The organism is Metallosphaera sedula DSM 5348 (assembly GCF_000016605.1).
GTDB lineage: Archaea > Thermoproteota > Thermoprotei_A > Sulfolobales > Sulfolobaceae > Metallosphaera > Metallosphaera sedula.
Genome location: NC_009440.1, coordinates 34,827 through 59,251, shown reverse-complemented (window position 1 = coordinate 59,251; position 24,425 = coordinate 34,827). Strand labels below are relative to the sequence as shown.

At 45.0% G+C, this 24,425-nt stretch carries 27 protein-coding genes and 5 tRNA genes; 8 read left to right on the top strand and 24 right to left on the bottom strand.

Features of this window, described 5'->3' with window-relative positions; translation table 11 throughout:
• Positions 1-5 precede the first annotated feature (5 nt).
• Entirely contained in the window at positions 6-305 is a 300-nt protein-coding gene (locus MSED_RS00330; protein ID WP_011921207.1) for a 50S ribosomal protein L21e, read from the bottom strand.
• A gap of 81 nt (positions 306-386) precedes the next feature.
• Between MSED_RS00330 and MSED_RS00325 the strand changes: the two genes are divergently transcribed.
• Positions 387-483 (top strand) — tRNA-Leu (locus tag MSED_RS00325).
• A gap of 136 nt (positions 484-619) precedes the next feature.
• On the opposite strand, the gene MSED_RS00320 is transcribed toward MSED_RS00325, so the two are convergent.
• On the bottom strand, positions 620-2,218 hold the full coding sequence (locus MSED_RS00320; RefSeq protein ID WP_011921206.1) for a hypothetical protein: 1,599 nt from the start codon (positions 2,216-2,218) through the stop codon (positions 620-622).
• Between the two features lie 417 nt (positions 2,219-2,635).
• On the opposite strand from MSED_RS00320, the gene MSED_RS00315 reads away from it, so the two are divergent.
• Positions 2,636-2,710, top strand: a tRNA-Asp gene (locus MSED_RS00315).
• 283 nt (positions 2,711-2,993) lie between these two features.
• Here the strand turns inward: MSED_RS00315 and MSED_RS12235 are convergent.
• The gene (locus MSED_RS12235) at positions 2,994-3,149 is read right to left on the bottom strand and encodes a hypothetical protein (RefSeq protein ID WP_155464914.1); all 156 of its coding nucleotides are present in this window, start codon (positions 3,147-3,149) and stop codon (positions 2,994-2,996) included.
• 155 nt (positions 3,150-3,304) lie between these two features.
• Between MSED_RS12235 and MSED_RS00310 the strand changes: the two genes are divergently transcribed.
• Positions 3,305-4,897 (top strand): hypothetical protein, encoded by a 1,593-nt coding sequence (locus MSED_RS00310; protein WP_048059934.1) that lies wholly within the window; start codon positions 3,305-3,307, stop codon positions 4,895-4,897.
• Positions 4,898-4,984: 87 nt separating this feature from the next.
• On the opposite strand, the gene MSED_RS00305 is transcribed toward MSED_RS00310, so the two are convergent.
• The 7 genes from MSED_RS00305 to MSED_RS00275 form a co-directional block, all read right to left on the bottom strand.
• A tRNA-Gln gene (locus tag MSED_RS00305) sits at positions 4,985-5,057 on the bottom strand.
• A 644-nt stretch (positions 5,058-5,701) separates the two neighbouring features.
• A tRNA-Ser gene (locus tag MSED_RS00300) sits at positions 5,702-5,797 on the bottom strand.
• A 23-nt stretch (positions 5,798-5,820) separates the two neighbouring features.
• A complete protein-coding gene (locus MSED_RS00295; RefSeq protein WP_011921204.1) occupies positions 5,821-6,381 on the bottom strand; it encodes a class I SAM-dependent methyltransferase in 561 nt (186 codons plus the stop codon).
• Positions 6,369-7,070 (bottom strand): RNA-guided pseudouridylation complex pseudouridine synthase subunit Cbf5, encoded by a 702-nt coding sequence (locus tag MSED_RS00290; protein WP_011921203.1) that lies wholly within the window; start codon positions 7,068-7,070, stop codon positions 6,369-6,371. The genes MSED_RS00295 and MSED_RS00290 overlap by 13 nt, the downstream gene beginning before the upstream one ends.
• 64 nt (positions 7,071-7,134) lie before the next feature.
• The gene (locus MSED_RS00285; RefSeq protein WP_011921202.1) at positions 7,135-7,389 is read right to left on the bottom strand and encodes a tRNA pseudouridine synthase A; all 255 of its coding nucleotides are present in this window, start codon (positions 7,387-7,389) and stop codon (positions 7,135-7,137) included.
• Entirely contained in the window at positions 7,390-7,680 is a 291-nt protein-coding gene (locus MSED_RS00280; protein WP_011921201.1) for a 50S ribosomal protein L14e, read from the bottom strand.
• 41 nt (positions 7,681-7,721) lie between these two features.
• Entirely contained in the window at positions 7,722-10,439 is a 2,718-nt protein-coding gene (locus MSED_RS00275; protein ID WP_011921200.1) for a DEAD/DEAH box helicase, read from the bottom strand.
• A 39-nt stretch (positions 10,440-10,478) separates the two neighbouring features.
• On the opposite strand from MSED_RS00275, the gene MSED_RS00270 reads away from it, so the two are divergent.
• From MSED_RS00270 to MSED_RS00260, 3 genes are read left to right on the top strand one after another with little or no spacing between them, the layout of a single operon-like run.
• The gene (locus tag MSED_RS00270; RefSeq protein ID WP_011921199.1) at positions 10,479-12,122 is read left to right on the top strand and encodes an ATP-binding protein; all 1,644 of its coding nucleotides are present in this window, start codon (positions 10,479-10,481) and stop codon (positions 12,120-12,122) included.
• Positions 12,119-12,427: an RNA polymerase subunit Rpo13 gene (locus MSED_RS00265; protein ID WP_011921198.1), complete on the top strand. Its 309-nt coding sequence runs from the start codon at positions 12,119-12,121 to the stop codon at positions 12,425-12,427. Before MSED_RS00270 ends, MSED_RS00265 begins: the two co-directional genes overlap by 4 nt.
• Complete coding sequence (locus MSED_RS00260; RefSeq protein WP_011921197.1) at positions 12,427-13,170, top strand: DNA polymerase sliding clamp; 744 nt, start codon at positions 12,427-12,429, stop codon at positions 13,168-13,170. The genes MSED_RS00265 and MSED_RS00260 overlap by 1 nt, the downstream gene beginning before the upstream one ends.
• Here MSED_RS00260 and MSED_RS00255 read toward each other — a convergent pair.
• Genes MSED_RS00255 through MSED_RS00235 form a run of 5 tightly spaced genes read right to left on the bottom strand, consistent with a single transcriptional unit; the run spans position 13,142 to position 16,484 of the window.
• Positions 13,142-14,242, bottom strand: coding sequence for an amidohydrolase family protein (locus MSED_RS00255; RefSeq protein WP_011921196.1), 1,101 nt, complete (start codon positions 14,240-14,242; stop codon positions 13,142-13,144). The two genes, MSED_RS00260 and MSED_RS00255, sit on opposite strands and share 29 nt — an antisense overlap.
• A complete protein-coding gene (locus MSED_RS00250; protein WP_011921195.1) occupies positions 14,221-14,913 on the bottom strand; it encodes a GTP cyclohydrolase IIa in 693 nt (230 codons plus the stop codon). The genes MSED_RS00255 and MSED_RS00250 overlap by 22 nt, the downstream gene beginning before the upstream one ends.
• Positions 14,914-14,918: 5 nt before the next feature.
• On the bottom strand, positions 14,919-15,374 hold the full coding sequence (gene ribH / locus MSED_RS00245) for a 6,7-dimethyl-8-ribityllumazine synthase (protein ID WP_011921194.1): 456 nt from the start codon (positions 15,372-15,374) through the stop codon (positions 14,919-14,921).
• Positions 15,355-15,774, bottom strand: coding sequence for a riboflavin synthase (gene ribC / locus MSED_RS00240; protein ID WP_048060216.1), 420 nt, complete (start codon positions 15,772-15,774; stop codon positions 15,355-15,357). The genes ribH and ribC overlap by 20 nt, the downstream gene beginning before the upstream one ends.
• Before the next feature lie 47 nt (positions 15,775-15,821).
• Positions 15,822-16,484: a 3,4-dihydroxy-2-butanone-4-phosphate synthase gene (locus MSED_RS00235; protein WP_011921192.1), complete on the bottom strand. Its 663-nt coding sequence runs from the start codon at positions 16,482-16,484 to the stop codon at positions 15,822-15,824.
• 548 nt (positions 16,485-17,032) lie between these two features.
• On the opposite strand from MSED_RS00235, the gene MSED_RS00225 reads away from it, so the two are divergent.
• Complete coding sequence (locus MSED_RS00225; protein WP_011921190.1) at positions 17,033-17,788, top strand: DUF2208 domain-containing protein; 756 nt, start codon at positions 17,033-17,035, stop codon at positions 17,786-17,788.
• Here MSED_RS00225 and MSED_RS00220 read toward each other — a convergent pair.
• The 5 genes from MSED_RS00220 to MSED_RS00200 form a co-directional block, all read right to left on the bottom strand.
• The gene (locus MSED_RS00220) at positions 17,762-19,051 is read right to left on the bottom strand and encodes a cobyrinate a,c-diamide synthase (RefSeq protein ID WP_011921189.1); all 1,290 of its coding nucleotides are present in this window, start codon (positions 19,049-19,051) and stop codon (positions 17,762-17,764) included. The two genes, MSED_RS00225 and MSED_RS00220, sit on opposite strands and share 27 nt — an antisense overlap.
• A gap of 15 nt (positions 19,052-19,066) precedes the next feature.
• Positions 19,067-19,162 (bottom strand) — tRNA-Ser (locus MSED_RS00215).
• A gap of 21 nt (positions 19,163-19,183) precedes the next feature.
• Positions 19,184-19,492 carry a 30S ribosomal protein S10 gene (gene rpsJ / locus MSED_RS00210; protein WP_011921188.1) on the bottom strand — a complete coding sequence of 103 codons (309 nt, stop codon included), beginning with the start codon at positions 19,490-19,492 and terminating at the stop codon, positions 19,184-19,186.
• A gap of 20 nt (positions 19,493-19,512) precedes the next feature.
• On the bottom strand, positions 19,513-20,820 hold the full coding sequence (gene tuf, locus MSED_RS00205) for a translation elongation factor EF-1 subunit alpha (protein WP_011921187.1): 1,308 nt from the start codon (positions 20,818-20,820) through the stop codon (positions 19,513-19,515).
• A gap of 53 nt (positions 20,821-20,873) precedes the next feature.
• A complete protein-coding gene (locus MSED_RS00200; protein ID WP_011921186.1) occupies positions 20,874-21,458 on the bottom strand; it encodes a 30S ribosomal protein S7 in 585 nt (194 codons plus the stop codon).
• An 87-nt stretch (positions 21,459-21,545) separates the two neighbouring features.
• Between MSED_RS00200 and MSED_RS00195 the strand changes: the two genes are divergently transcribed.
• Positions 21,546-22,010, top strand: a complete 465-nt coding sequence (locus MSED_RS00195; RefSeq protein ID WP_011921185.1) for a bifunctional nuclease family protein — start codon at positions 21,546-21,548, stop codon at positions 22,008-22,010.
• A 19-nt stretch (positions 22,011-22,029) separates the two neighbouring features.
• Here the strand turns inward: MSED_RS00195 and MSED_RS00190 are convergent, their stop codons facing one another.
• The 4 genes from MSED_RS00190 to rpoA2 are packed head-to-tail and all read right to left on the bottom strand — an operon-like array spanning position 22,030 to position 24,423.
• On the bottom strand, positions 22,030-22,470 hold the full coding sequence (locus tag MSED_RS00190; protein ID WP_011921184.1) for a 30S ribosomal protein S12: 441 nt from the start codon (positions 22,468-22,470) through the stop codon (positions 22,030-22,032).
• Positions 22,471-22,481: 11 nt separating this feature from the next.
• Positions 22,482-22,913, bottom strand: a complete 432-nt coding sequence (locus tag MSED_RS00185; RefSeq protein ID WP_011921183.1) for a NusA-like transcription termination signal-binding factor — start codon at positions 22,911-22,913, stop codon at positions 22,482-22,484.
• 12 nt (positions 22,914-22,925) lie between these two features.
• Positions 22,926-23,237 (bottom strand): 50S ribosomal protein L30e, encoded by a 312-nt coding sequence (locus MSED_RS00180; protein ID WP_011921182.1) that lies wholly within the window; start codon positions 23,235-23,237, stop codon positions 22,926-22,928.
• A gap of 7 nt (positions 23,238-23,244) precedes the next feature.
• On the bottom strand, positions 23,245-24,423 hold the full coding sequence (gene rpoA2 / locus MSED_RS00175) for a DNA-directed RNA polymerase subunit A'' (RefSeq protein WP_011921181.1): 1,179 nt from the start codon (positions 24,421-24,423) through the stop codon (positions 23,245-23,247).
• Positions 24,424-24,425 lie beyond the last annotated feature (2 nt).

The following is a 24,425-nucleotide window of genomic DNA, read 5'->3' as shown; positions in this document are numbered from 1 at the left end:
CACTTTTAAGCCTTTATCTGATTCAGGTGTTCTGGCCTAACTATGAGGATCTTTTCCTTATCTCCCAGCTTTACCTTAACTTCGTAGGACTTGCCCCTTTTCCCGAGAATGGTTCCAACCTTACCCTGATATCTCCTGTGTGGCATCCCACTATGGGTGGAGGAGTTTATCTTTATAACTACCCTTTCACCTTCCTTCAGGTCAAGCATTAGCCTACCCAAAGAAGGAACCGCTCCCCTTTCCCTAGGTGACTTCTTGAGAAGTTTCCTGCTCCTTGTCCTGTTTCCTCTCGAATGCTTCACCATCGTAAATCTGGTAACAGAGAGTATCAGTGATAAATTAAATTTTCGGATAAACCTTTAAGCAACTGGATCAAGTTTATTTCTGCGGGGGTGCCCGAGCCTGGTCAAAGGGGGCGGACTTAAGATCACATAGGTGATCCGCTGGAGCAGTCCTGCGCGGGTCCAAATCCCGCCCCCCGCACTTCATCTTGGATGAGCTTGTGAGAACCTGGCCCTAGAAATAGAGAGTTTTGTGGGTGACTCATGTATCACACGATTTCAATAACCGTAACGTGAGAATCTTGAAACACGAGATCGAGAAAGAATGTTTGGTTTCCTCACTGGGGCGTCACGTGAGTGCCCCTGGAGGGATATATCTGTTTCAGACATTCGAGGTACCTCTTCTCGTTAAACTTGATGCAGGCCTCCTTGCATTGGGTTTGCGCATCCCACCTTAACTCCTCGGGCGAAGGTGATATGTGTAGCCTTTCAAAGAGCGGGAGACGCTTGAGGGACTCGTAGACCCTATCCACACAGTTCCAGTAACAGGTCTCGTCGAGCGTGGTGGCCTCCGCGTGACATACACGTAATGCCTCAAGTTCCTTGTCCGAACCCTGCTGGGAGAGCACGTTGTAGATATCCTGCGTTATCTTGCTCATCTCAGAGTAACATTGGTCCTGGTTGGAACAACTGAACTCGTGCCTATACAGCTCTTTCTCGAGGTCGTCGACGACGTCCTCAGGGTACTGGGAAAGGATAATTCCCAACACCACCGCGAAATTGACGGCCGTGGATATGTAGTCCTGCGAGTAGCCCAAGGAGTAGGACCACTGTATTACGTCGTCGTAGCTCCAGCTCCTTGGTGGGGGGAAGACGAATGCGACCGAGGAGGATGAGAGGAACTGGTTCAGCTGACTTTCTAGCTGATTACTAGACTGGACTGACCTGTTCTGGAGTTGGGCGTAAGCCTGAAGGGCCTGGGAAAAGGGTACAAGGGAGGAGATGAAACCTACGATGGTGGGTGTGTCGCAGTTGGAGTTACCAGCATAGACGGGAGACCCAAGGTAATACTCGTCTATGGGGTTCTCAGGATAGCCAGGGATCAAGTAATAGCTCTGGTCAATGAATGGGACAAAGGGAGTGGAGAAAGCCGGGAGAAGATCTGGAAAGTTAGAGCTAGTAGATAACGCTATAGAGGTACATGCATTACACCCTCCGTGCGAAGTTGGAGTTTTGTAAAATAGGCCAGGGCCTTTTTTGATGCTATCCTCCAGTATATCTCTCCTATATGACTGCAAGAACGCGGAGTAGCTTGACGACTTGGGTGAGGGAGGATTCACAAATACCTGAGATGCCCTCTCTGCGCCAAAGAGCACGCCAATGTTGAACCTGCCCAACACGCCCGAGATCCTATTCCTAACCCCGGAACTGAACTTAAATCTCCTCTCTGCACCGTACTGATAAGTTGAGACTCTATCCCCTCTCCACTCTGGCGAGATTCCACCCACGTATACCATAATTTCCTTTCCTGAGGGATTCGTGAGCTTTACCATAACGCCCTGTCTGAACACGAGCTTGGGAGCTTCCTTGACGGGCTTGCCCACGATTTGCGCAGATATGTCATCGTCGCTGGCTATGGAAACGAAGGCGAGCTTCATGTACTCCCTGTCCCCCGCGTTGAATCTATCCCTCATGTTATCCTCGGTTCTGCCGTTACATCTGGCCTCCTCGTTGGCCTCATCGTTGTTGGTGATATACGTGAAAGGTGACCCAACCCGCACCATGGCTATTGCGTTAAAGGAGATCGATTCCAGTACCCTATCGTTCTGAACAAAGTTATTGAGTTGCTCATTGATCACCCTCATTTGGGTCAAAACGGCCTGAGAATCCCCGTTTATCTCGGCCTGAACTAACTGTTCTCTTTGAAGGGTTTCCATGGATAACAATAGTTTTAGGATTATATAAGTATATCTAGTTTATATACTACAGGGTTAGCCGAAAGTAAGTGGACTTGCCACACATATGCATATATCCTCGGATGGCATTGTCATTTTGGCGATATTTCTAGAACGTAAATAAGGCTCGTCGCGTTTGGACCACTCAGTTACTTTGGTGGAGTGGGCAGTGGGATCAAGCTACCCACTAACTTCAGCAATAACCAAACATCCAGCCAATGCTTCACGATTTAACAGCTATCAAGGTTCTACAATCAAAGTTAGCAAATTTGGAGGTTTGCCTTTAGATTTTTCTTAGAAAGTTCTAATAACACCATCAGAACAGTTGAACTTAGTCCCATTTATAGCCGAAGAAAAAGAAAAGATAACTTTAAATATTGAATGTAATAATATTAATATGCCGCAGTAGTCTAGCCCGGTCTAGGATGGGGGCCTGTCGAGCCCCTGACCCGGGTTCAAATCCCGGCTGCGGCGCCTTTCATTTTAAAAGTTTGATCTCTTCGGACCAGGATATCAGTCGAATTCCTGATTAATTCAGACTGTTAAGCCTCAGGTCTAGGCATCGACCTAGTCACAAACACTGGGGTTCAAAACAAAGTTAGCATGGCCTGCGCTTAACCAGAAGATTAACACACATGAAATATCTTATCCTACACCTTCATGGCCAATCCAAGTCTCAGTAATTTTCCTGGCTTATTTTCCTAAACAGTTTAGGGCATTTACAGCTTGAGCGTAACAAAAGGCTTGGTTTTCAAGGTTAGAATAGACTCTTTGCCCGATTTTGAGATCTTCTTTTATCCTTCCCGTTAGCTTCTACCGCTCTCCATTCGGCCCATCCTGGCATCTTGGGCCCTTCCTCCAGTTCCTTAATGGTCTCAAATATATCCTTTCCGATTATCTTGACTTCGACCATCCTTCCAAGATTATACTAATCTATTTACGTTTTAAAATTATCTGATATAATCTTTGGAACTGCTAGTAATTGGACAAGAGCATAACGACGAGATAGCGACAGAAATAAACGTGGGAATGGTTGAAACTTATTAAATTCTCTTATTGTTCATGTCCATGGAAAAGGATAGTACAGGTGCTATTTCAGAGAGAGTTGCGTACAGAATTTATTTGAAATTGAGGTATCGCGAATCTCACGAATCCTACATTATCTTGACTAAACTGGAAATAACGGTGAAGAGGGAACGAGACTCAAAGATAGAGGCAGAGGTCAGGGCAATAGCAGAGGATGGTAAAGTCTTCTCTGTTCAGTTTAACCGGCTTAGGATAAATTCCACCGTGTTATCCAGCGTCGCTGAACCAAAGGAGGAAGAAGGTCAGGTAGAAGGGTTTCAGCTAAAGGTGATTGATCTCCTCAATCTCGCAATTTATCTGGCTGAGTCAGGGAAACCTAGATACGTATACTTTAACATGTCCGGTGAGATGAGGATTACCCAGTCTCAAATCCAAGTTGATAGCCTGGAGATCGTAGACAATCTCTCCATCACCAGAACGAGAATATTCTTCAAGCATGAAGATTCCATGAGGGGCCTCAGAAAACATGAATATACAATCTGTAACAACACGGATTTTCCCGTAAAACATGTCTACTTCAAGTTAGATAGTTACGTCAGAGGTTTACGTGTGGAGGAGAACCGTGAGTCTCTCATCTTGTTAACAAATGGCCAACTGAGGGAACTATTAGGCGAAGATGTGAACAGGGTTGAGTTCACTGTGATTGCTGAGTTGGAGAGAGAACTTAATCCTGGAGAGTGTCGTATAATAAGCTTCAAGGGATATGATGAGATAAGGAGAGACCAGAAAGGGTTCGAGATAAAGATACAGCTATTTGGGAACATAACGGAGGGTATAGTAATAATACCGCCTAGAGGTTACAAGGTGATTAGTAATCTGGGAAAAATCAGCTTTACCCGTTTGGAGGAGGAGAGACCCGAAGAAAAAACGGTGAGTTTAGATAATTGGAATAAGAGGAAGGTTGAACTTTTCCCTGGCGTCAAGTTGGACTTATTCGGTAACCCAGAACCCGTTAATGGGGTAATCGAGTCCAATAGTGCCATAGATATGCAGTTTAGAACCGAAATCGATTCAAAGGGGACCCAGGTCTACGTTAAGGTTACGTACAATCTAGAGTTTCAATACCTTAGCTTTTGGAGGTCTTTTCTTTGGTTGATGAACATGTTGTTGTGGGGACTCTTTCTACAGGAGTTTGTGGTGCACCTGGGGGAAACATTCAAGCTTCTGGGAATCCCTGGGTTCGAAATATCGTCTTTTGGGTTTAGTTTAGCGTTCTTGCTTGGCCTAGTGGTAGGACTGCTTTCCTTCCCGTATTACATCCAGGCCAACATAGGTTACGTTGGTAAGGCCATACGATCCTTGCTGGGGAGGTTATCAAGGAGACAACCAGAGGCTATATCCTTACTCGTCATAATGATCATGACAATTGTGGGCCTATTAGGGGAGTTTGGATCTATTAAAGGAAATCCCTTGAGCTACGTTTCGTTCGCGTATCTAGAAATAGAGTTTGCAATAGTGGTGGTCTTAGAACTGGCCTTCGTTTTAGTGGAGAGGGAGTTGAGAGAGGAGTATAGGAATGTACTCCTGGTTCTCGTAATCTTATCTGTTATATCCATGCTTCTAGCGGTGCCATAACGCGAGGTTAGTCCATGGAAAGAATGTCAAATTCACGTGAATTAGTGTATCAAGTGGGATTTTAGGACCCAAAAAATCACGAGGAGGTAGCCGGGCAGGGATTCGAACCCTGGTCCCAGGGGCCAAAGCCCTGGATCCTTGGCCGCTAGACTACCCGGCTAATTAGGAATTTAGAATTCTGCGTTATAAAGCTTCCTTAAGGGAGTCCTTAAGTTTCCGTCAAGATCGATGTCCGCTCCTTGAGCTATTTTGTTGAATCATCCTAGATGGTACTTTAAAATCTTTAAGCTACTTATTTTGGACAGTAAGCTTGAGGGAAATATCCAACAGGATAGCACTACAAGTAGCGCAAAAGGTTAGGAACCTTAACTCGTACAGCTTCCGAGCGCAAGAGCTGCCGATTTCACATTTTCTGATTTTCTAATAGAGGACTAAAAACCCGCTGAACGCTCAAATCTAAAGAACATCCTGAGCTAAGTTTTGGACAGTTGGAGGCATTCATACCCCTCCAGTTTAGCTAGGTCTTAGGAGTCTATCAACTGAGGTGTAACCAACAAGAATGGACAATGAATTGCACAAGTTTTGAGTAAACTCGTTTCACTACTTTTGTGACAGAAGGTCAGCCCCTAGACTTCTTACCCATCGGTCTCCGACCAAGAGGGCTGATACCAATTAAACCTAATCGAGGACGCATGAGCCCGTTCCTTATGGCGAGTATCTAGCATTGTACAACTGGCTACCTGTAGAGCGATGGGTTCATAATACCTTCCAAGGAACCTACCAACTGACTAAAAGGATTCCAGACGCCGGGGGCGGGATTTGAACCCGCGCAGGGAGTTCCCTACTGGCTAACCAGGAAGCTCTCAAGGCCAGCCCCTTGGTCCGCTCGGGCACCCCGGCACTTAACTATCTGTCTGCTCTCTTTAATTGTTTACGGCAAGGACAATTGAGTATCCCTTCACGCTTTTCATGACCTTAACTTCAGGGAAGTACTCACTAAATATTTTCACAGCGTTTCCCTCTCCCTTATACAGGACCATTTGCACCCATCCACCCTTCTCCAGTCTTTCTGGAGCATCTCTGGCAAGCCTTTCCAGTACATCTACTCCCTTGGAAAGCGGAGGATTCGAGTAAATGGCCTTAACCCTGAACTCAAATCCTGAGAGCAGATCGCTCTTGAGCACCTTCACCCTATCCCCTAATCCATACCTCTCTACGTTCTCCCTTGAGGCCTTCACCGCCAACGGATTCACGTCGAGCATGTAAACTGAGAGCCTAGGATTTATGATGGCAACGTATATCCCTATGGGTCCGTAACCGCATCCCACATCAGCTACTGCTCCCTCCTCAGGGATTATGAGGTTCTCCAGGAGTACCCTAGTTCCCAGGTCTAGCCTCTTCTTGGAGAAGAGACCTGGGTAACTGATCAAGTTCAGAGGGACTCCGTTAACCACGTCGGTTACCACGAACATCATTTCTTCCATGCCTTCGGGTACACATCTTTATCCATTAATACCCTTTCAGGCTTCACTACCTCTCCCCTCTTACCCATACTCACTGAATCTACCAGGGCCTTTCCCAAGGCTATTCCCTCTCCCTTCCAAGTTATGAGCGCCACCGTATCTCCTTTCTTAAATCCCTGAAAGGCCACTATTCCTGGCGCCATCAAGGGGGAGCCGTAGGCTAGGGAGTTCACTGTCTCATCGTCTACGATTATCTTGGGTATCCCGCAGAAGGCCATCTCCATGGGAATGAGTATTCTCCTCAGCTCATCCTCCTCACCGCAGTTGCGGTAAAGATAGAGGGCCTCCGAAACCTGTTGTAACGTTACAACTGTATCCTCGGTGAATATTCCTGACCTTGTTCTCCTCAATTCCCTCATGTGGGCACCGCAACCCAGGAGGATGCCCATGTCGTGGCAAATCTTCCTCATGTAGGTTCCAGGTTCTGAGGAGATTTTCATGAGGACTCTTCTTCCTTCCATCTCAAGAACCTCCAGCGAATAGATCTTCCTCTTCCTTACCCTTCTCTTCACCGAAGATCTCACGGGTGGCTTTTGATATATTGTCCCAACGAACTCCTTGGCAATCGCCCTAAGCCTTTCCTCCTGAAAATCACAATGGACCTCCATTAAACATACATACTCCTTACCCGACTTCGTTACCACGCTCATTATCTTGGTGGCCTTCCCTAAACCTATGGGTAGGACGCCGGTTACCTTGGGATTGCCCCGCCCATTAGGGCTCTAGGGTCCCTCCGTGTCCCACCCTGGGTAGGTTAAACATGGTCTTTACCCAGAAGGCCACTTCATGACTAGTTGGCCCAGGGGGCTTATCCACGTTAATAATAGAGGTATTTATGAGGTCCTTGATAGTTCTCTTATCAGGCTGGACTCCGAAATCCCCAGCCGGAACGTAATCCTTCCGAACTTCCCAGGGTTGATTATAACCACAAAACTTGTCTATCCTTTCCACGAAGGGAGAAAAATCCATTCAAATCACTGGAATTTTTACCTTCACCTTTTCCTTCATAAAATCTACTAGTCCTTGCTCCTTCAGCTTGGCCTCTACTTCTTGGTCCGAGGCTCCCTTCCCTATCTCCACTGTCTTATCGGTGGGCTCCAGATGGGATATGTTTACCCTCCTTCTCTTAACCCCGCTGATGCTCTTTGGACCTGTTACAAGGACGAAATTATTGTCTATTATATCAACTATGACACATTTACTCCCGGCTTCGCGTCCAGATAGTTTAACGCAAATCCTACCCACTTCAATTATGGCCATATCAGAACACTTGTGAAAAGTTCTCGGTCACTATTAAAAGCTTACTGCCAGTACTTCCTGTACCTGATGAACTTCCTCTCCTCCTCCATGAGAGCTTGATAAAACTTATCCTCTCCTTTGGAGAGGGACCTCAGGACTCTGCCTAGGTTAGTAGGGCCTATTCCCCTAACGGCAAGGGCCAGAAAGGCTGTCCTTCCATAATTCGAGTAAAGCGAGGCTATGGACTTTAGCTCTGAGAGCCTTTTCTGTTCCTTTCTGTTGAGCTTTTCTCCCCTTATGTTTCTCTTCACGATATCGAGAGCTTCCCTGTCATCTGGAAAGGTTGAGGTAATGAACACCGACCCGCATTTGGGGCATCTCTCTGGGACATCGGATACCTTCACCCTGGAGTTCCAACCGCATAATAGGCAGATTGAAAGTATCTCCTTGTTCAGGAGTCTCCTCTTGAATACCTCGACCATAACTGGTTTGTCATCTATGGAGGTGAAGACAAGGAGACGATCGAGAAACTCCTGGGCAAGAGGAGATGGCGAAGGAACTTCCACGACTTCCCATGCCATCCCCTTGAGAATTGAAAGGATAGATACATCGTGAAATCTTAGCATAAACTCCTTGATCGCCTCTTTCCCTATCACGGTGTCAATGTAGGCCCTCAGGACGTAATGGCCCAGTTTGATTTCGGTTCCCTTCTCTATGGCACCAAAACGCTGTGCCTCTATGAGTAAAATCCACTTGAATTCAGGTTCATTAACGACTTGCTGCTCCAGTAACCTGGAGGCATATTCAGGGTCCATGGATTTAACCTTGCCCAGGACGTCCTCCACTACCCCCACATCTAGAGGCACCATGGAGGTTAACACCACATGATAGGGGTCGCTTCTGAACGAGGTTCTGTATCCCATGGAGGAGAGAACAGCGGATATGAGTGACCCCAAGGTGTTGTTACCCCTAGTACCGAAGGGAGAGTGGATTACAAGGAGATCCGAGTTCACTAGTTCCACCAGGATCAAATCCCTCCTTAGGGCTGGGTAATTCCTCGAGAGGTGACTCTCTATCTTGGCCTTGAGTTCAGGCTCGATCTCCCTTCTTCCCGCAAAGGATTCGGTTAGATATTCGTAAACCTTCATTGAGACCTCCTTCTCCACTGGTATGGCCTCGCCGAACCAACTGGGTAGATCACCCTTCTTGAGTTCAGCTGGGGACACAAAGACCTTACCCTCCTCTATGGACACCACTCTCCAAAGTCTCCCTCCTAGGACGAAAACGCTATCCTCGTCTAGAATTGACACGAAATCGAAATCTAGATTTCCTATCCTGGAGTTGGTGTTGGTGTTAATGACGAGGTAGGACATGTTGGAGTCTGGAATCATGTTCACAGTGTAATAGTACTTCCAAGTCCTCCTAGAGGGTTTCAGGACCTCTCCCTCCCTTTTCACTACCCTCTCTGCCTCAAGTTGTTCCACGACTGCCTCAAGGAGTTCTGGGGTGAGGTTTCTGAAGTAGGGGGAGCCCCTAAATATTTCAAGTGCATCTGACATGAGAAGCGGTCCCTCTATCACCATCCCTGCTATCTGATGGGCCAATACGTCCAGGGGGTTCTCCTCCTTTATCATGGGCTCTAAATAGGACTTAGATAGTTCCGTAATAGCCTTACATTCAAGTACGTCGTACATGTAATTCCCAGGGATGACGAGTCCCCTAGCCTTCCTGTTAAGGGAATGTCCGCTCCTCCCAACCCTCTGTAGAAGCCTTATGGTCTGTCTTGGAGACATGTACTGAACCACTAGGGAAATAGTACCTATGTCTATACCCAGTTCCAGGCTTGACGTCGCAACAATTGCGTCCAGCTCACCTGCCTTAAAACTGGACTCCATGTTAGTCCTAATCTCCTTGGAGAGCGAACCGTGATGGGTTGCAACCCTCAGATTGAACATGGTTTGTAGTTGATTGGCAAGGAATTCTGCGGTCTCCCTTGTGTTGGTAAAAATGAGAACTGGCCTATTTTTCTCTATTACGTCCTTAAGCCTGAGTAATCTAGCTAGCAGTATGGGGTCCATTCCTCTCTTTACCGCTAGATCAACGACCTCCTGTGAGGGCTCTGGGGTCTCAATGAGAATTTCCGTGTCCTTCCTCCCATCTACCTTGGCAACCTCGACCTCCTCGTCTAGGCTCAGATAGGACTTCGCCAGTTCAACGTCGCTGATAGTTGCGGAGAGGCCAATAAATCTCGGGTTTCTGGAGATCCTCTTGAGGCGTTGAAGTACCACAGATAGCTCATAACCCCTCTTCTGGTCAAGCATTTCTTGCAATTCGTCAATGATAACCCATTTGAGGTTAGCTAGTAGCTTCTTAACCCTCTTATCCACGATTAGATAGAGTAGGGTCTCAGGTGTTGTAATGAGAAGATCTGGAGGATTAAGGATGATCTCCCTTCTCTCCTTTCTGGAGTTGTCCCCATGTCTAGTTGCTACCCTAATTCCAAAGGTCTGACTAAAGCTCTTCAATCTCCCTTCCAGATCCCTGTTGAGTGCCCTTAAGGGAGTAATGTAAAGCGCTGATATCCTTTCATATCCCTTGGCAAAGATCTGATACATTACTGGAATTATGGCAGCTTCCGTCTTACCATAACCTGTAGGAGCTATGACCAGTGTGTGTTTGCCCTTTAGAATACTAGGAATTGCCAGCTTCTGAATGGGTGTAAGTTCCCTGTATCCTAGAGATTGTAGCCTAGAGATAAACTCTTGAGATACTGAAGACATGAAGGCATATTACTCTCGGCCCTAAGGCTTATTAAGCATATGCAAAAAGTAACGCGGTATCTCATAGCAATAGGCTTAGTGCTTGCGGAGATGATCTTCGTTGAGCTGGAAAGCCTCCAACCTATCATTGGCGGGTTTAACGGTGCCCTAATATTATCCGTTCTATTATTTCTGGATGGGGTCTTTTCCCTCCTAGTTTTGGATTCCCTGATCCCGAGCCTTCTCTTCTCCCTCAGCATATTTGCCTTATTTAATCTAGTTTATGGGTCCGTCGATCCCCTCATTCTTTTGGAATATCTCTCCGGGGTTGGGATATCATCGGCATTCCTTTACTTAACGAGGTCGCTGTGGGATACTACCTTTAGGCTATGGAGAAGGATCAAGAGGACACCTGACCTGAAGATCCTCCTAGTCTCGGCAATACTAGCACCGGCTGTCTATGCACTCACGAGATCGCCATTTATGGCCACTGGAGTGATAATAGACGGGGCTATTCTCTCCTTTATCGGAAGGATCGAGTTGAGCCCTTTGTCCTCCCTATCCTGGATCTCTCTTCCCTACCTTCTCATGGTAGAACCCAAGGAAACTAGTACTGGGATATGTATAGGCAATGAAGAGAAGGTGTTGGTTAGAAGTCTTACACCTGGGTTGTTTCAAGCAGGATACAGATATAAATGGATTAATGTGAAGAAGCCCTTTTGTGTGGATTTTTCTAAGATGAAGAATTACAACATGGTAATAGTGGGGTCGAGCGGATATGGGAAGTCCACCCTGGCTAAATTAATCCTTTCAAAAACTAACGTAGATTACATCGTCTTCGACCTACACGGGGAATATGAAGATGTCCCAGGGAGGAGGATGGATATGTCCCTTAACGGGGTAAATCCTCTCTCTCTTTTCGGGAGGTCCCCTAAACAGAGATCCATTGAAATTGCCCTGATGCTTAAATCTATCTTCAATCTGGGAAGTATTCAGACCATGGACCTATCGAACCTGTTCGTTGAGGCGTACCAGGAAAGGGGAATATATGACGAGGATGAGAGGACTTGGTCTCTAGACCCTCCTACGATAAGGGATGTGCTTCTACTCCTAGAAAGGAAAAAGAGGGCATCATTCAATTCACAGGATTTGAATAGGTGGGGAAGCATAGATCCTTACCTGAGGTTCCTAGACTCAAACATCTTTTATGGGAGCGAGGACCTGGGAAAACTACTTGAAGGAAAAGTTATACTAGACTTCTCTAGGATAACCACCACGAACATAAAGTACATCCTCATGGAGACCGTTCTAACCTCTATTCTGGGGAGTATGTACCTTGAGAAATCTGCCTCACTAAGAAAGCTCGTAGTGATAGACGAGGCACCCTTTCTACTGGGAAGGGAGAGTGGTGAGGCCCTAGCCGAAAGACTTTTCGCTGAGGGAAGAAAATTTGGATATGGCTTTATACTAATTTCACAATATTCCGATAAACTTGAAAAGATGATAAACAATGCCTCAATGACCATGATAATGGGAATGAATGATCCCGACGAATTAAATTACATCGCTAGGTTGATTGGAGGAGAGAGTCAAGAGGCGAGGAGAGTTATTTACGAAACTCTTTCGGTACTTGAAAGGGGAAAGGTGATAACAAGAGATATAACGGCGAATGATATAGTAGTTGTTCGCCTAAATCAGGGGTGATTTCCACGTCAGAGGATTACGATGACGAAAATGAACCGGAAACATCGGTGGATGAAGCTGGCAAAGTGGAGGAAGACGAAGAAGGAGTACCAGCTATGTCCCTTCAGGATATAGAGTTACTTACAAAGAACACCGAGGTGTGGCACAGACTTATGTCAGGGAAAATCAGTATAGAGGAGGCAAAGAAAGAGTTTGAGGACAATAACTCGATTTTCGTGAGTAAGACCGAGAAAGGTAAAAAGAGGACAGCCAAGAAAAGGACGACTAAGAAAACTAAAAAAACCAAGAAGAGTAAGGAAGAGTAATGTTCAGGGCAATATACGGCAGTTCTAGGGATTTCTACTACATTGTGTCCTCCATTTCTAAGATCAGTGACGAGTTAACCCTTAATTTCACGGAGGAAGGAATAGGTAGCAAATACCTTACTGACGATAAGGTAATGATGGGGGTAGTTGAGATAGGTAAAGATGCACTAGAGGAATATAGCATTGAGAAGCCGATTTCTGTAAAGCTCAACTTGGGAGAGTTGAAGAAGATACTTTCGAAGATGAAGGGGAGGTCCAGTGTCGAGATAACTGAAACTAACGAAGGTATCAGGATATCCATGAAGGATGAGAAAACGGGCACAAGGAGTAGTCTCTCAATCAAGGCTGAGAAGGGGGAACCTCAAATTTTGAAGGAGCCTTCCGTAGCCCACTCTGTTACCATGGGGATCGGTGGTGATATACTCTCGATTCTGGTTGACGAATCCATGCAGGTAGGGGAAGAAGTGGAAATAAAGGCCGAGGATGATCACGTGTCATTTGAAGTTGAAGAGGCCGGGAAAAAATATTCCGCCGTTCTAAAAAACGGGAAACCGCTGACGAAGCTTGAAATAGAGAAACAGGGAAGTTCCAGGTATAGTTTAGCAATCCTGGAAAAGGTATCAAGTGCACTTTCCTTCTCCAAGGAAATAGAGATAGGCTTTGGGGCAGGGATTCCCATGAAATTAACGGCCCCCCTTGAGAAGGGTGCGGGCATTAGATTTTGGGTAGCCCCAAGACTCTAATTATTTTTCCAGGTTCCTTGATTAGTGCCATATACCTGTTATTTGAGACTTCGAACCTGGGGAGTGGCCCCATGATTATTCCTGTCATCCTATTTCCCTCCTCTATTGGATAAACCCCTTTTCCAGGGTTAACGGTAGCAGACTTAAGGATATCCCTGGAAAAATCACTTCCTGGATCCAGAAGTCGCGATAGAAGTAATGCAACCTCTAACTCCTTCCAGAGATCATGATCGGTGATCCCGGCGTTGTCGGTTCCGATTAGTAGTCTAACCCCTTTTCTTATCATCATGGGAATGTTGGGAATACCCGTTGAGAACCATAGGTTACTTCGAGGACATATAACCAGTTTGGTGTCCGTTTCTGCCAAGAGTTCCATCTCCTCCTCAGATAGATGGATGCCATGAACCACCATATCAGGTTTAAGAGTGGAAAGAGAGGTCTCAAGGTCTGAGGCCAAGTTATGCCTAAGCGTTTCAGAAACATGGATAGCGGTCATCTTATCCCTAAATACCTCTCGAATGAGGCTAAGCTTTTCCATCCCTATGGATACGCTACTTACCCCATACCCGTCCACCAACTCCTTGAGGATTTCAAGTCTATCCCTTGTTATCTCACCGTCCAATCTCCCCAGAGTCACGTAGTTAATGGGTGAGATTTCCTTAACCTCTTTCGAGATTTTTGCACCATTGATATCCATTTCCTTGAAGTCGATTACAGTGAAAATCCCAAGCTCCAAGGACCTGTTAAGGAAGTTAAGGGTTGAGGCCCTTAACTCAGGGAGGCTCCTCAGGGAGAGTACTCTATACTTCTCGCTATGAGGGTCGCCTACCACCTCCTTAAGGGTTAGGTTCCATCCTAACTCAGGTGCGATCCCATCGAAGGTATGAACGTGGGAGTTTACCAGCCCAGGCATGAGAAGGGAATTAGGGTAGGATTCGCCCTTAACATCCCATCCCTTTCCTATGTGGGAGATTATCCCGTCACTGATCTCCAGGTGAATTTTGTGTACCAGTTCTAAATCTTGACCCAGTAGAGCATATTCTACGTTTACTATTCTTGAAGAAGCTTCCAAGTTTCTCGCCTATCTTTCCTGATTTCAGTTAAGGCCTTTGTCGCGTTCCTCATGGCATCTCTCGCATTTTTACCGATTCCTATACCTACCTTCATTCTTTGTTCATTCTCCACCTTAGCTATAACCTGGTCTATCACGTCTGTGCTGATCACTGTAACAATGTTATCCCCTCCCATATACTGGGCTATACCACCCAGTGAGTAGATGTGCGCTACTATCTCAGAATAAAACTTCTGTGCCTCTGTGAAGGACCTATACGTGGAGGTTCCATTGGTGAAGTCGGTGAAACCGTTGAGGTCAAAATGGGCCACAGCAACAGGTGAGTCAGGATACGCTAAGACCTGAAAAGTTCCGGGCTCCAACCCCTTAAGGCAACTGTACCCATTTTCCTCTGCCCTACGTGGAGTTTCCCCGTATCCTAGACATGCCCTAATATTTACAGGAGCTACCCTTGACACGTAGTGGAGGAAAGCCCTAAGATCACTGGGCTTTATCCCGTCAGCAAGCATGATAGCTTGATCATATCTCATGGGAAAAACCATACCGCCCATTTGAGACGCCTTCCAGATCATCTTTGACGAGAGAAGATGTTGATTCACCTGGATCTTCCACTCCCTGTCATTTCCCAGCAATTCAGTCCATTCCCTGTAGTTATACAGCTCGACAACCATCACCTTCACTCTATGTTCACCGAGGAACTACCCTCCATCATGGATCTCATTCTCCTTGCCATCTTCACGGCTGATTCGACTGCCCTAGTGGAATACTCCTCAATTCTTTCCATGGCCTGCTCATGCGTGGCTCCGGGTCCTATAATCCCCAGGGAAACAGGCTTGTTGAACTCAAGGGATAGGTCCGATACCAACCTGGCTACCTGATTGGCAATTACCTCGTCATGTTTAGTTTCTCCCTTAATTACTGCCCCCAGGGTAACAACACAGTCTATATCATCCCTGGACAGCAACTGCTTCACGGCGAGAGGGATCTCGAAGGTTCCAGGGACCTTGAATACTGCCCTGACTTCCGCATTGAGGAACTTAGCGTGAGAAATCGCCCTGTCTAGCATCAAGTGGGTGATGTCGTAGTTAAACTCCGCAACCACTATCCCTAGCTTAATCGAGCTGTCCTGCATTTCTATACCCCTGCCTCAATCCTTTACCGGCCATCCCGGTGAGCGCGTTCTTGCCGTCCCTAACCAGTCTAACCAGGTTCACAGAGTGTTTCCTGGTTCTATCAATAGCTATCTCCTTAAGTGATTCCTCATCCTCAGCCTCATCCTCGTGGACAGTTACGTCGATGACGTGAGTCGAGGTCATGATCTGAACGGTAATCAATCCTATGCTGGTGGCAAGGTAGCTGTATTTGTCCAACTGTGTCTTCCCTACCCAGCCTAGGGTTATAACACCGTTACATCCTGAGTCGATAAGTCTCTTGGCAGCCACTGGTAGATCCTTAATACCTGGTACTGTATAACGGACTATGTCGGCCTCTGGATCCTCCCTCCTGATGGTGTTGATCGCTATCTCGCCCATATTAACCCTTGAGAAAGTCGTATCGGCCACTCCGTACACCCTCTCCTTCACGCTACCACCTCTTGTAGAATGTCCTTCCCCTCTAGGAAATGAAACCCGTTATGCTTTGCAAACTTTATGGCCTCTTCCTTTCTCAGGCTAGTCTTCTCTCCCAACATTTCGGCGAAGAGCATACTCCTCTCTAGACCCAGTGCCTCTGCTAACGCTACACTCAGTTCAGTGTGTCCACGTCTATTTCTAATTCCTCTGGAAATGAGTATGGGGACGTGACCCGGAGAATAGAATTTCTCGTAGAACAACTCCTTGTAGTTCTCGCTATCTTCACTTAGATGTGACACTACTTTATGGAGTTCTGTTATGGTAAGGGCCCTATCTTGGTCCGATATCCCTGTCACGGTATCCACGTGATTGACCCATATGGAGAAAGCTGGCTCGTCATTATATTTGGGCCTCTTCACGAGTCTCGAAAGCTCCTGACTACTCCTTAGAATATCGACCTGGAAAGGAAGACCCAGCAACTCTGCCTCCTTTTTCCCAGTGGCATAACAAATTAGACCCCCAGCCAGAGCTCTCAGAGCTTTCACACTTTTCCAGGAGACAGCACCGGCGTAAAATACCATGTCCACCTCTTCCTCCCTACCGTCAAAATCGTATATCAAAACTGGGATACCGGCTTCCAGATCCTTTCTTATCTCTTCCAACCTTAGCATGGGGAGTTATACTCAGAATAGTATAAAAGCGTATATACTAATGTCGTTTTCTCCGGTTTAATAGTATTGAAATGATAACCATTACTACAATAAAAACGATGAAAGGTAGGTTTCGTAGGTTTGTATTGGAGGAGGAATCTTTACCTGAGCTCACTGGATGATAACTATCATTTCTAAGCGTGGAGGATAGGTAGACCACCACGGTGAGCTTTGGGAGGGTGAAATTTATCTGATATATCGAGTTGGGTTCCAGCGCATAGAGGGGTATAATGACGGCAGTGGAGTTTATCCTATCAAACGAGACATTAGATGAGATATTCTGCGGGGTAGAGTTAAGAACCAATAAAATTCCATTGGAGAGATTGTAAGGCTTCGCGTAATCCGAGGGTACAGAAGTTACGTTTACAATAAGGGTTTGATTTGGGGATTGAAAATAATAGGTAAATGTACTCTGCTGAGACAATACGGAGCTGAACGCCAAGAGTAGGAGAAAAAGTTCACGCATTGTTATATAAGTATATAAGTCACACCGTTATATACCAGTTAGTATGTCTTCAGCGACACCCAATCCTTATAATTGGAAATTTGCGCTTATTAGCCAGACATATCTCGTTGTAATATCTATAGTATTAGGATTTTATCCAAAATATTTCCTTGAGGCGTTTATCTCTTATTTCATTATAATAATGGCAATCACTTTTTCCATGACTTACAAGTCTAATCCAATGCTTAGGGATAGGAAATTAATGATGGAAGTGGCAAATTCTGGAACGTTATATGAGGAGAAGAACGCTAATGATCTTGTCATGAAGGACGAGGAATATCAAAGGGAGTACATGCAGTTCGCCAAGAAGAATATGACCATGTTGTTCTCGTACCTTATCTATATTGTTGTATTATTCTTCGTGTATAGTTACGTTTCTAAAATTGCTACCTCTCAGACGGACCCATATTATAGGCTTGCAGTTTATCTAGTTTATTTTGAAATAATATATCTGTTTGGATTCTTTGTATACAGGAGGCTGTTTAAGCCTAGCATGATGTCAACAATGGCTCCATTAAGTTATAAGGTAACGGAGAAGGGAGTAATTGGATCGGGAGGTATGTCTGTCTTTCTTCACGCCAAGCATTTACTTAACTCCAATTTTGTGGTTAATAGGGAAAAGAAATATGTTGAGATAGACTCGACTGAGGCAAAATATCCATACAAGATTAGACTTTATGCTAAGGATATTGACAAACTATTGGACATGCTGGAGAGAGTAAAGAGACTAGAATTAAAGAGACAGTCTCAAACTGGCTAAATGCACATGAAGATAAGATCCTATCGCGTTATTTACCCTAACACCATCGAAACCGTCCTGTATACCTTTTCCATTTCTATGTTTTAGTGTAAACCTTTTCTCATTAACATATTCTGGAGATGAGGTGTGAAATTCGTGTCCCCTAATGATGTCTCCTGTCCTTCCGAGAGGAATATCTTCTATGATATCTGTCATCCTGTAACCTAGAGTAAGCTTGCTCATTGAAATTCCCATATCGTAAACACCCACCATGGGGAACTTACCTTCCTTAGTTCTGATATAACTTGAGAGATACATGAGTCCTCCACATTCTGCAATAACTGGGATTCCTGAATAGACTGACTCCCTTATCCACTTGATAGTAGAGTAGGACTCAGAAAGTTCTTTGGGGAACAGTTCCGGATATCCTCCGCCAAGGTAGATAAAATCTGCCTCATCCACAGTCTCGTTATTTATTGGGCTAAACAGTTTGATAGTATAGAACTTACTGAGTATATCCAAGTTTTCCTGATAGTAAAAAGAAAATGCAGAATCGTATGCAATTGCCATGATACCTTTCTTCTTGCTCGTTGTGTCGTCCTCCAAGTCTACTTGTATATCAGGGGCCTCACTAGCAATGTTTACTATCTCATCGAGGTCTATGAAAGATTCCACCAGTCTAGACATTTCCTCAACCGCTTCCATGGCCTTGTTATAGGTTTCAATCGTGAAAAGTCCAAGATGCCTAGAGGGTACTGTTAAGTTAATCCTTGGAATATAACCTAACACTTTGACATCAGTCACCTTCTCCCTGCAATAGGAATAGTGGGGCTCAGAGGCTATCTTGTTAAAGATAACGCCTTTTATATTTGCATTACCAAAACTCTTGAGCCCATGAATTAGAGCCGCAGCCGTAGTGCCCATGGAACTACAGTCAAGGACAAGGATAATTGGAGTCTGAGTAGCCTGAGATAACCTATATGTGCTATACTCTATACCATGGCCATCATAGAGCCCCATCACTCCCTCTATTACAGAAATATCACTTCCGCGGGAATACTTAACAAGGGACTTTTTTACACCCTCCTCTCCCATCATAAAAAGATCTAGGTTAATTGATGGTCTTCCAGTAGCTAGTTTGTGGTATCCTGTATCAATGTAGTCTGGTCCAACCTTGAAGCCTCTCACATTCATTCTTTTCGAGAGGGCCTTCATGATACCTGATGTTACGAGAGTCTTTCCTGATCCACTACGATCAGCTGAGACCAGAACTCTGGGAAGCATGAAAATCACCTAACGCGCCGGGGGCGGGATTTGAACCCGCGTAGGGTTGCCCCTACTGGCTAGCCGGAACATTCTCCAGGCCAGCCCCTTGGTCCGCTCGGGCACCCCGGCACCTTTGAAGGGAAAAACGTCCTAAATAAGTTGAATCTCTATATACACGTCCTCTGGAACCTTTACTCTCATTAGCTGGCGCATTACCCTTTCATCAGCAGAAATATCAATTATCCTCTTGTGGAGGGACATTTCCCACTTCTCCCACTTCTTCCTTCCCTCGCCATGCGGCAACCTCATCACAGGTACTTCCATTCTCCTCGTGGGAAGTGGTATAGGCCCTCTCATACTGACGCCTGTCTTATCCACTATACCCTTTATCTGATTTACAACATAATTAAGGTTGTTAACGTTGGTGCTCCACAGTCGTATTCTAGCTTTATTTGGCATTAATGTACACCGTTATCCTGTCACTTTATCTCTATCTTACTGGGCTTAACGTCGTTTATTACTCCCACACCTACAGTCTTGCCCATATCCCTCATAGCAAATCTTCCTAATGGCGGGAAGTCGCTGAACTTCTCAACACATAACGGCTTTATGGGCTTGAACTTGACTATAGCCGACTCTCCTTGCTTAATGAATTGTGGGTTCTTTTCAGCCTCCTTACCGGTCTTCGGATCCAATCTTGCTACTATCTCCGAAACCCTACAAGCAATGCTCGCTGTGTGAACGTGAACGACCGGGGTATAACCAACTGCCAGAGCTGTTGGATGCCACACAACTATTACCCTCGCCGTGAATTCCTCAGCAACTGTGGGTGGGTTAGTAGTATGACCTACTACATCTCCCCTCTTAACATCTTTCTTGTCTATACCCCTCACGTTGAAACCAATGTTGTCTCCTGGTTCTGCTTTCTCCAACTTAGTGTGGTGAGTCTCGATAGATCTGACCTCTGCGGATTTCCCTGCAGGCATGAAAACTATCTTATCGCCCACCTTCATGACACCGCTCTCAACTCTGCCGACTGGTACGGTACCAACACCTGATATTGAATAGACTTCCTGTATGGGTAGCCTTAGAGGCTTGTCAACTGGCTTCGGTGGGATCTCCAACATATCTAGGGCTTCCTCCAGCGTGGGTCCGTTATACCACTTCATGTTTTCTGATCTCTTGGTTACATTCTCACCAGTGATTGAGACAATTGGGATGAACTTAACCTTAGACATGTCAAATCCGAAGGACTTCATGAACTTCTCGATGGTCTCCTTTATCTCATTATATCTCTTCTGATCGTATGGCGGTTCTGCTACGTCCATCTTTGTGATAGCTACGATAACTTGGTTAAGACCCATGGTCTTGGCAAGTATTATGTGCTCTCTAGTCTGACCCTCTAGGCTCATTCCTGACTCAAATTCACCTTTTCTAGCCGAAACTGCCAATATTGCTGCGTCGGCCTGACTAGCTCCAGTGATCATGTTCTTGACGAAGTCCCTGTGCCCAGGAGCATCAATTATAGTAAAGAAGTACTTCTTTGTCTCGAATCTCATGAATGTTAGGTTGATTGTAACACCTCTTTCCCTCTCCTCCTTGAGCCTATCTAGAAGGAAAGCGTATTTCTCTGACTCTTTTCCTAGCTTCTTTGCAGCTTCCTCTGCCTCTTTAATGGTCTTTTCATCCAAGAAACCCCTATCCATTAAAAGTCTTCCAACTAGAGTGCTCTTTCCGTGGTCTACGTGTCCTATAACAATCAAATTCAAGTGTGGCTTTTGAGACATCTAGCTCAACTCCTACCCGAGATAAAGGTCTTAGTTAATAAAAGTTTAGCTATTTATCTGGAGCTCAGGGCTATCCTTTCCATCTCTTCTTTCTTCCTTATGGCGAAGCTTCTGTTATCACCGTTGGCAGCAGCGATTAGCTCATCAGCCAATGCCTCCTCTATGGGCTTCGGATTGTTAAACGCAGCCTGTCTAGCACCATCTACTAGGTTCCTTAGAACTATATCCACTCTTCTTTGGGGAGAGACGTCAACAGCGACGTAATAAACTATTCCACCGTACATGATCCTTGTCACCTCTTCCCTAGGCGCTGAGTTCTCAATAGCCCTAACTAATACCTGCAGAGGATTTTGACCTGTTCTAGCATTAATCAGCTCAAAGGTAGCCTTCACAATGTTATATGCCAGGATCTTCTTTCCCTTATTCTTTCCCGGCCTCATCAGCTCATTTATCAACCTCTCCACGATGGAGACCCTAGCTTTTCCAAACCTCCTATGCTCATGCCTTCCTCCCGAGTGAGGTAGATATACTGGCATGAGTGAGATATACTTCTTCAAACTAGGGTCTCGTATATCTACTTTGGTATCCCATTTGCCGAATATCCTTATATCCAGTTTTGATAGCTCGTAACTATCCATTTCTACACTCACCACTATACGAACTTAACGGGTTAAATAACTATTCATGAAGGGTTTAATAGTCTTCGTGGGATAAGATAATATATAATGGCTGAACAGGAGCACGATCTCATAGGAGTAAATAAGGTAGATGCTTTCATATCGCCCATGAACGGTGTGCCAGTAATAATATGCTATCTAGAGGATGGTAGGGAATTCAATCTGTTTTATGTTCCCCCTGATATAGTAAATGCAATAAACAAATTACTAAAAAATGAACCTAATGATACTGGAAGTCTATCGGAGCTGGCCAGGAGGGAGACAGTATATGATATTATCTCGTTTATCCCAGAAGTAATAGAGGAGTTGGAGAAAAGAGTCACTCAGGTTATCATTGACGATATACAAGATGATATTTACATTGCTACGGTGGAGTTAAACTTTGGCGGTTTAATAATCCAAAAGAGAATGATCCCAAGCCATGCTATATATCTTGCCCTATTGACCGGGAAACCAATAAAGGTAAAGAAGGAGCTGGTAGATAGATCTACAGAGAGAGGAAATAAAGCCTAAACTAGAAAGAACTAGAAAGTTATCTAACGGGCTTTTGCTTCTTCCCCTTGTACAACGAATCAAGGGAGACTCCGTTTACCATTATTACCTTATATCTTACTCCGGGCAAATCACCCATGGACCTACCCAAAGTGCCACCTATTCCGGCTATAATCACCTCGTCGTGTTCGTCTATAAAGTTCACTCCACCGTCACCTGGAACGAACGCAGTTACGACTCTCCCGTTCTTGACTAGCTGAACCCTTACACACTTTCTTACAGCTGAATTGGGTTGTCTAGACTCTATCCCAACTTTCTCCAGAACCACACCCCTTGCCATGGGAGCTCCTTGCAAAGGATCAAATCTCTTCTTTAATTGCAATACCCTGGTCTTGAACTTCCTCTGACTCCACCTAAACTTTAATCTTCTGAGCTTTAATTTTCTAGCCGCAAATATACCTTTTGGAGACTTATCTGCCAAATCGACACCTCTTAATTAATTATCACGGAGTCTATGTCCATGTATCTTTTTAAAATTATTTTGGCCCGAGAAACGTTTCTGCCTGCTTTACCGATTGCTATAGCCTTGTCTTGAGGATCTACTGTTACGTGTACCGTCTTCCTTGAATTACTATCTATAGTTTTGACGCTCTTAACCCTAGCGGGAGACATAAGGTTCTTTATAAGATCTTCCAAGTTTTCGCTATATGCTACTACCTCGATGTCCTTACCGATAATCTTCTTTAGTTTTTTGATGTTCATTCCTCCTTTTCCAATAGCCATTCCCATATTTTCTGGATCTACTAGGAAAATTATTCTATTGCCTTCCTCATCTATTACACAGTCCCTAACAGTGACCTTTGTAACGTCTTGGAAAAGGGACATGTATCGCATTTCTTCAGGGGTTAACTTTATATCAGGCACTTAATATCACCGCTATCCATTCGCTAATTTCATTATCTGAGAATCTCCAAGCTCTTCTACGCCCACAGCAGATACAAGAAAAGGCTTACCCATAATAGTTCCTAATTCCCATCCGCTTCCCTTATATTCGACTACTGGGATCCCAGCTAAAGATGCGTATCTCATGATATCACTCTTTATATCACCTCTGAGCGTTGAAGCCACTATCACACCCTTTAACTTCCCCATCTTCAAGGCCTTTATAGTCCTTTTACTTCCTAGGAGTACTTTGCCTGTCTTGAGAAGGACCTTAATTTCTGACTCGAAAGTAATTGATTGTGACATTTTTCATTCACCTATTTGCGGGTCTCATTAAAAGTTCAACCATTCCGGTACCCAGCTTAATTGGTTGGCCTATAATAATGTTTTCTACCACTCCTTTAAACTCTTCCATGTCACCTCTAGCAGCGGCATCGAGAAGGTGTTTTACTGTAACCTCGAAGGCGGCTCTTGCCAATACGCTAGTCTTTTCACCTGTGACACCATGCCTCCCTATCTGCCTAACTTCCCCTGTCCTTGTCATTATATCGGAAACTAGTTCGATATGTCTAATATCGACGTCCAGACCCTGTTCCTCGAGGACCCTCTTTATCTCTCTCGTTATTAACTCCCTTGCTGCCTCCACACCCAGCACGCTTTCTACCTCGTGTAGATTATTTGTCTCTATCCTCGAGACATCAACTCCCTTAACTCCAAGAACACCCTCAAGGTTAGACCCATCGGTAATAATAACGTATTCGTCACCCTTTTTCCTGATTATCGCCCTCTTAATTCCCTTAACCCCTTTTATTTTCGTTGAAAGGATTTTCTCTCTAGCCTTGAATAATCCGGTCACTGTCTCCATGTTTTCAAAGTATATCGCTATTGTATATTCATCGGAGTTTTCTACCCTATAATCGCCCATCTTGAGCTTCTTGATGACCTTTTCCACATCCTCTGTGGATAATCCCTTATCTTTAAGCAGTACTGGATCAAGTTTGAGTATAATGCCCATACCACCAACGTCCAGGTTAACCGTCTCCACCACATGCTCCACTCTAGTATATTCGATTCTCCTAGCAACCTCTAATGCCATATCACGGTCCTTTGCATACTCCTCGTTGAGATAAATGGTCATCATAGGAGTTGAAGGAACTTTCCTCGCATCTACAATCTCTATGAGCCTCGGAAGACCTAGGGTTACGTTTAACTCCCTTACACCCGCAAAGTGGAAGGTCCTCAATGTCATCTGCGTACCCGGCTCGCCTATTGATTGGGCAGCCACAACACCTATTGCCTCTCCAGGATGGACAAGGGAACTTAGATAGTCTTTCATTACTATTTCTATTATTTTGTCTATTTCATCCCTTGTAATCTCTATAGGGGAATTAGTTATTGATTCCCTTAACTTTGATATAATTGAGGCAGGAACTTTTTTACTTAATTCGGATAACTTCTGTTCCAGATATTCATTATCTGTGTTATTTATCATGT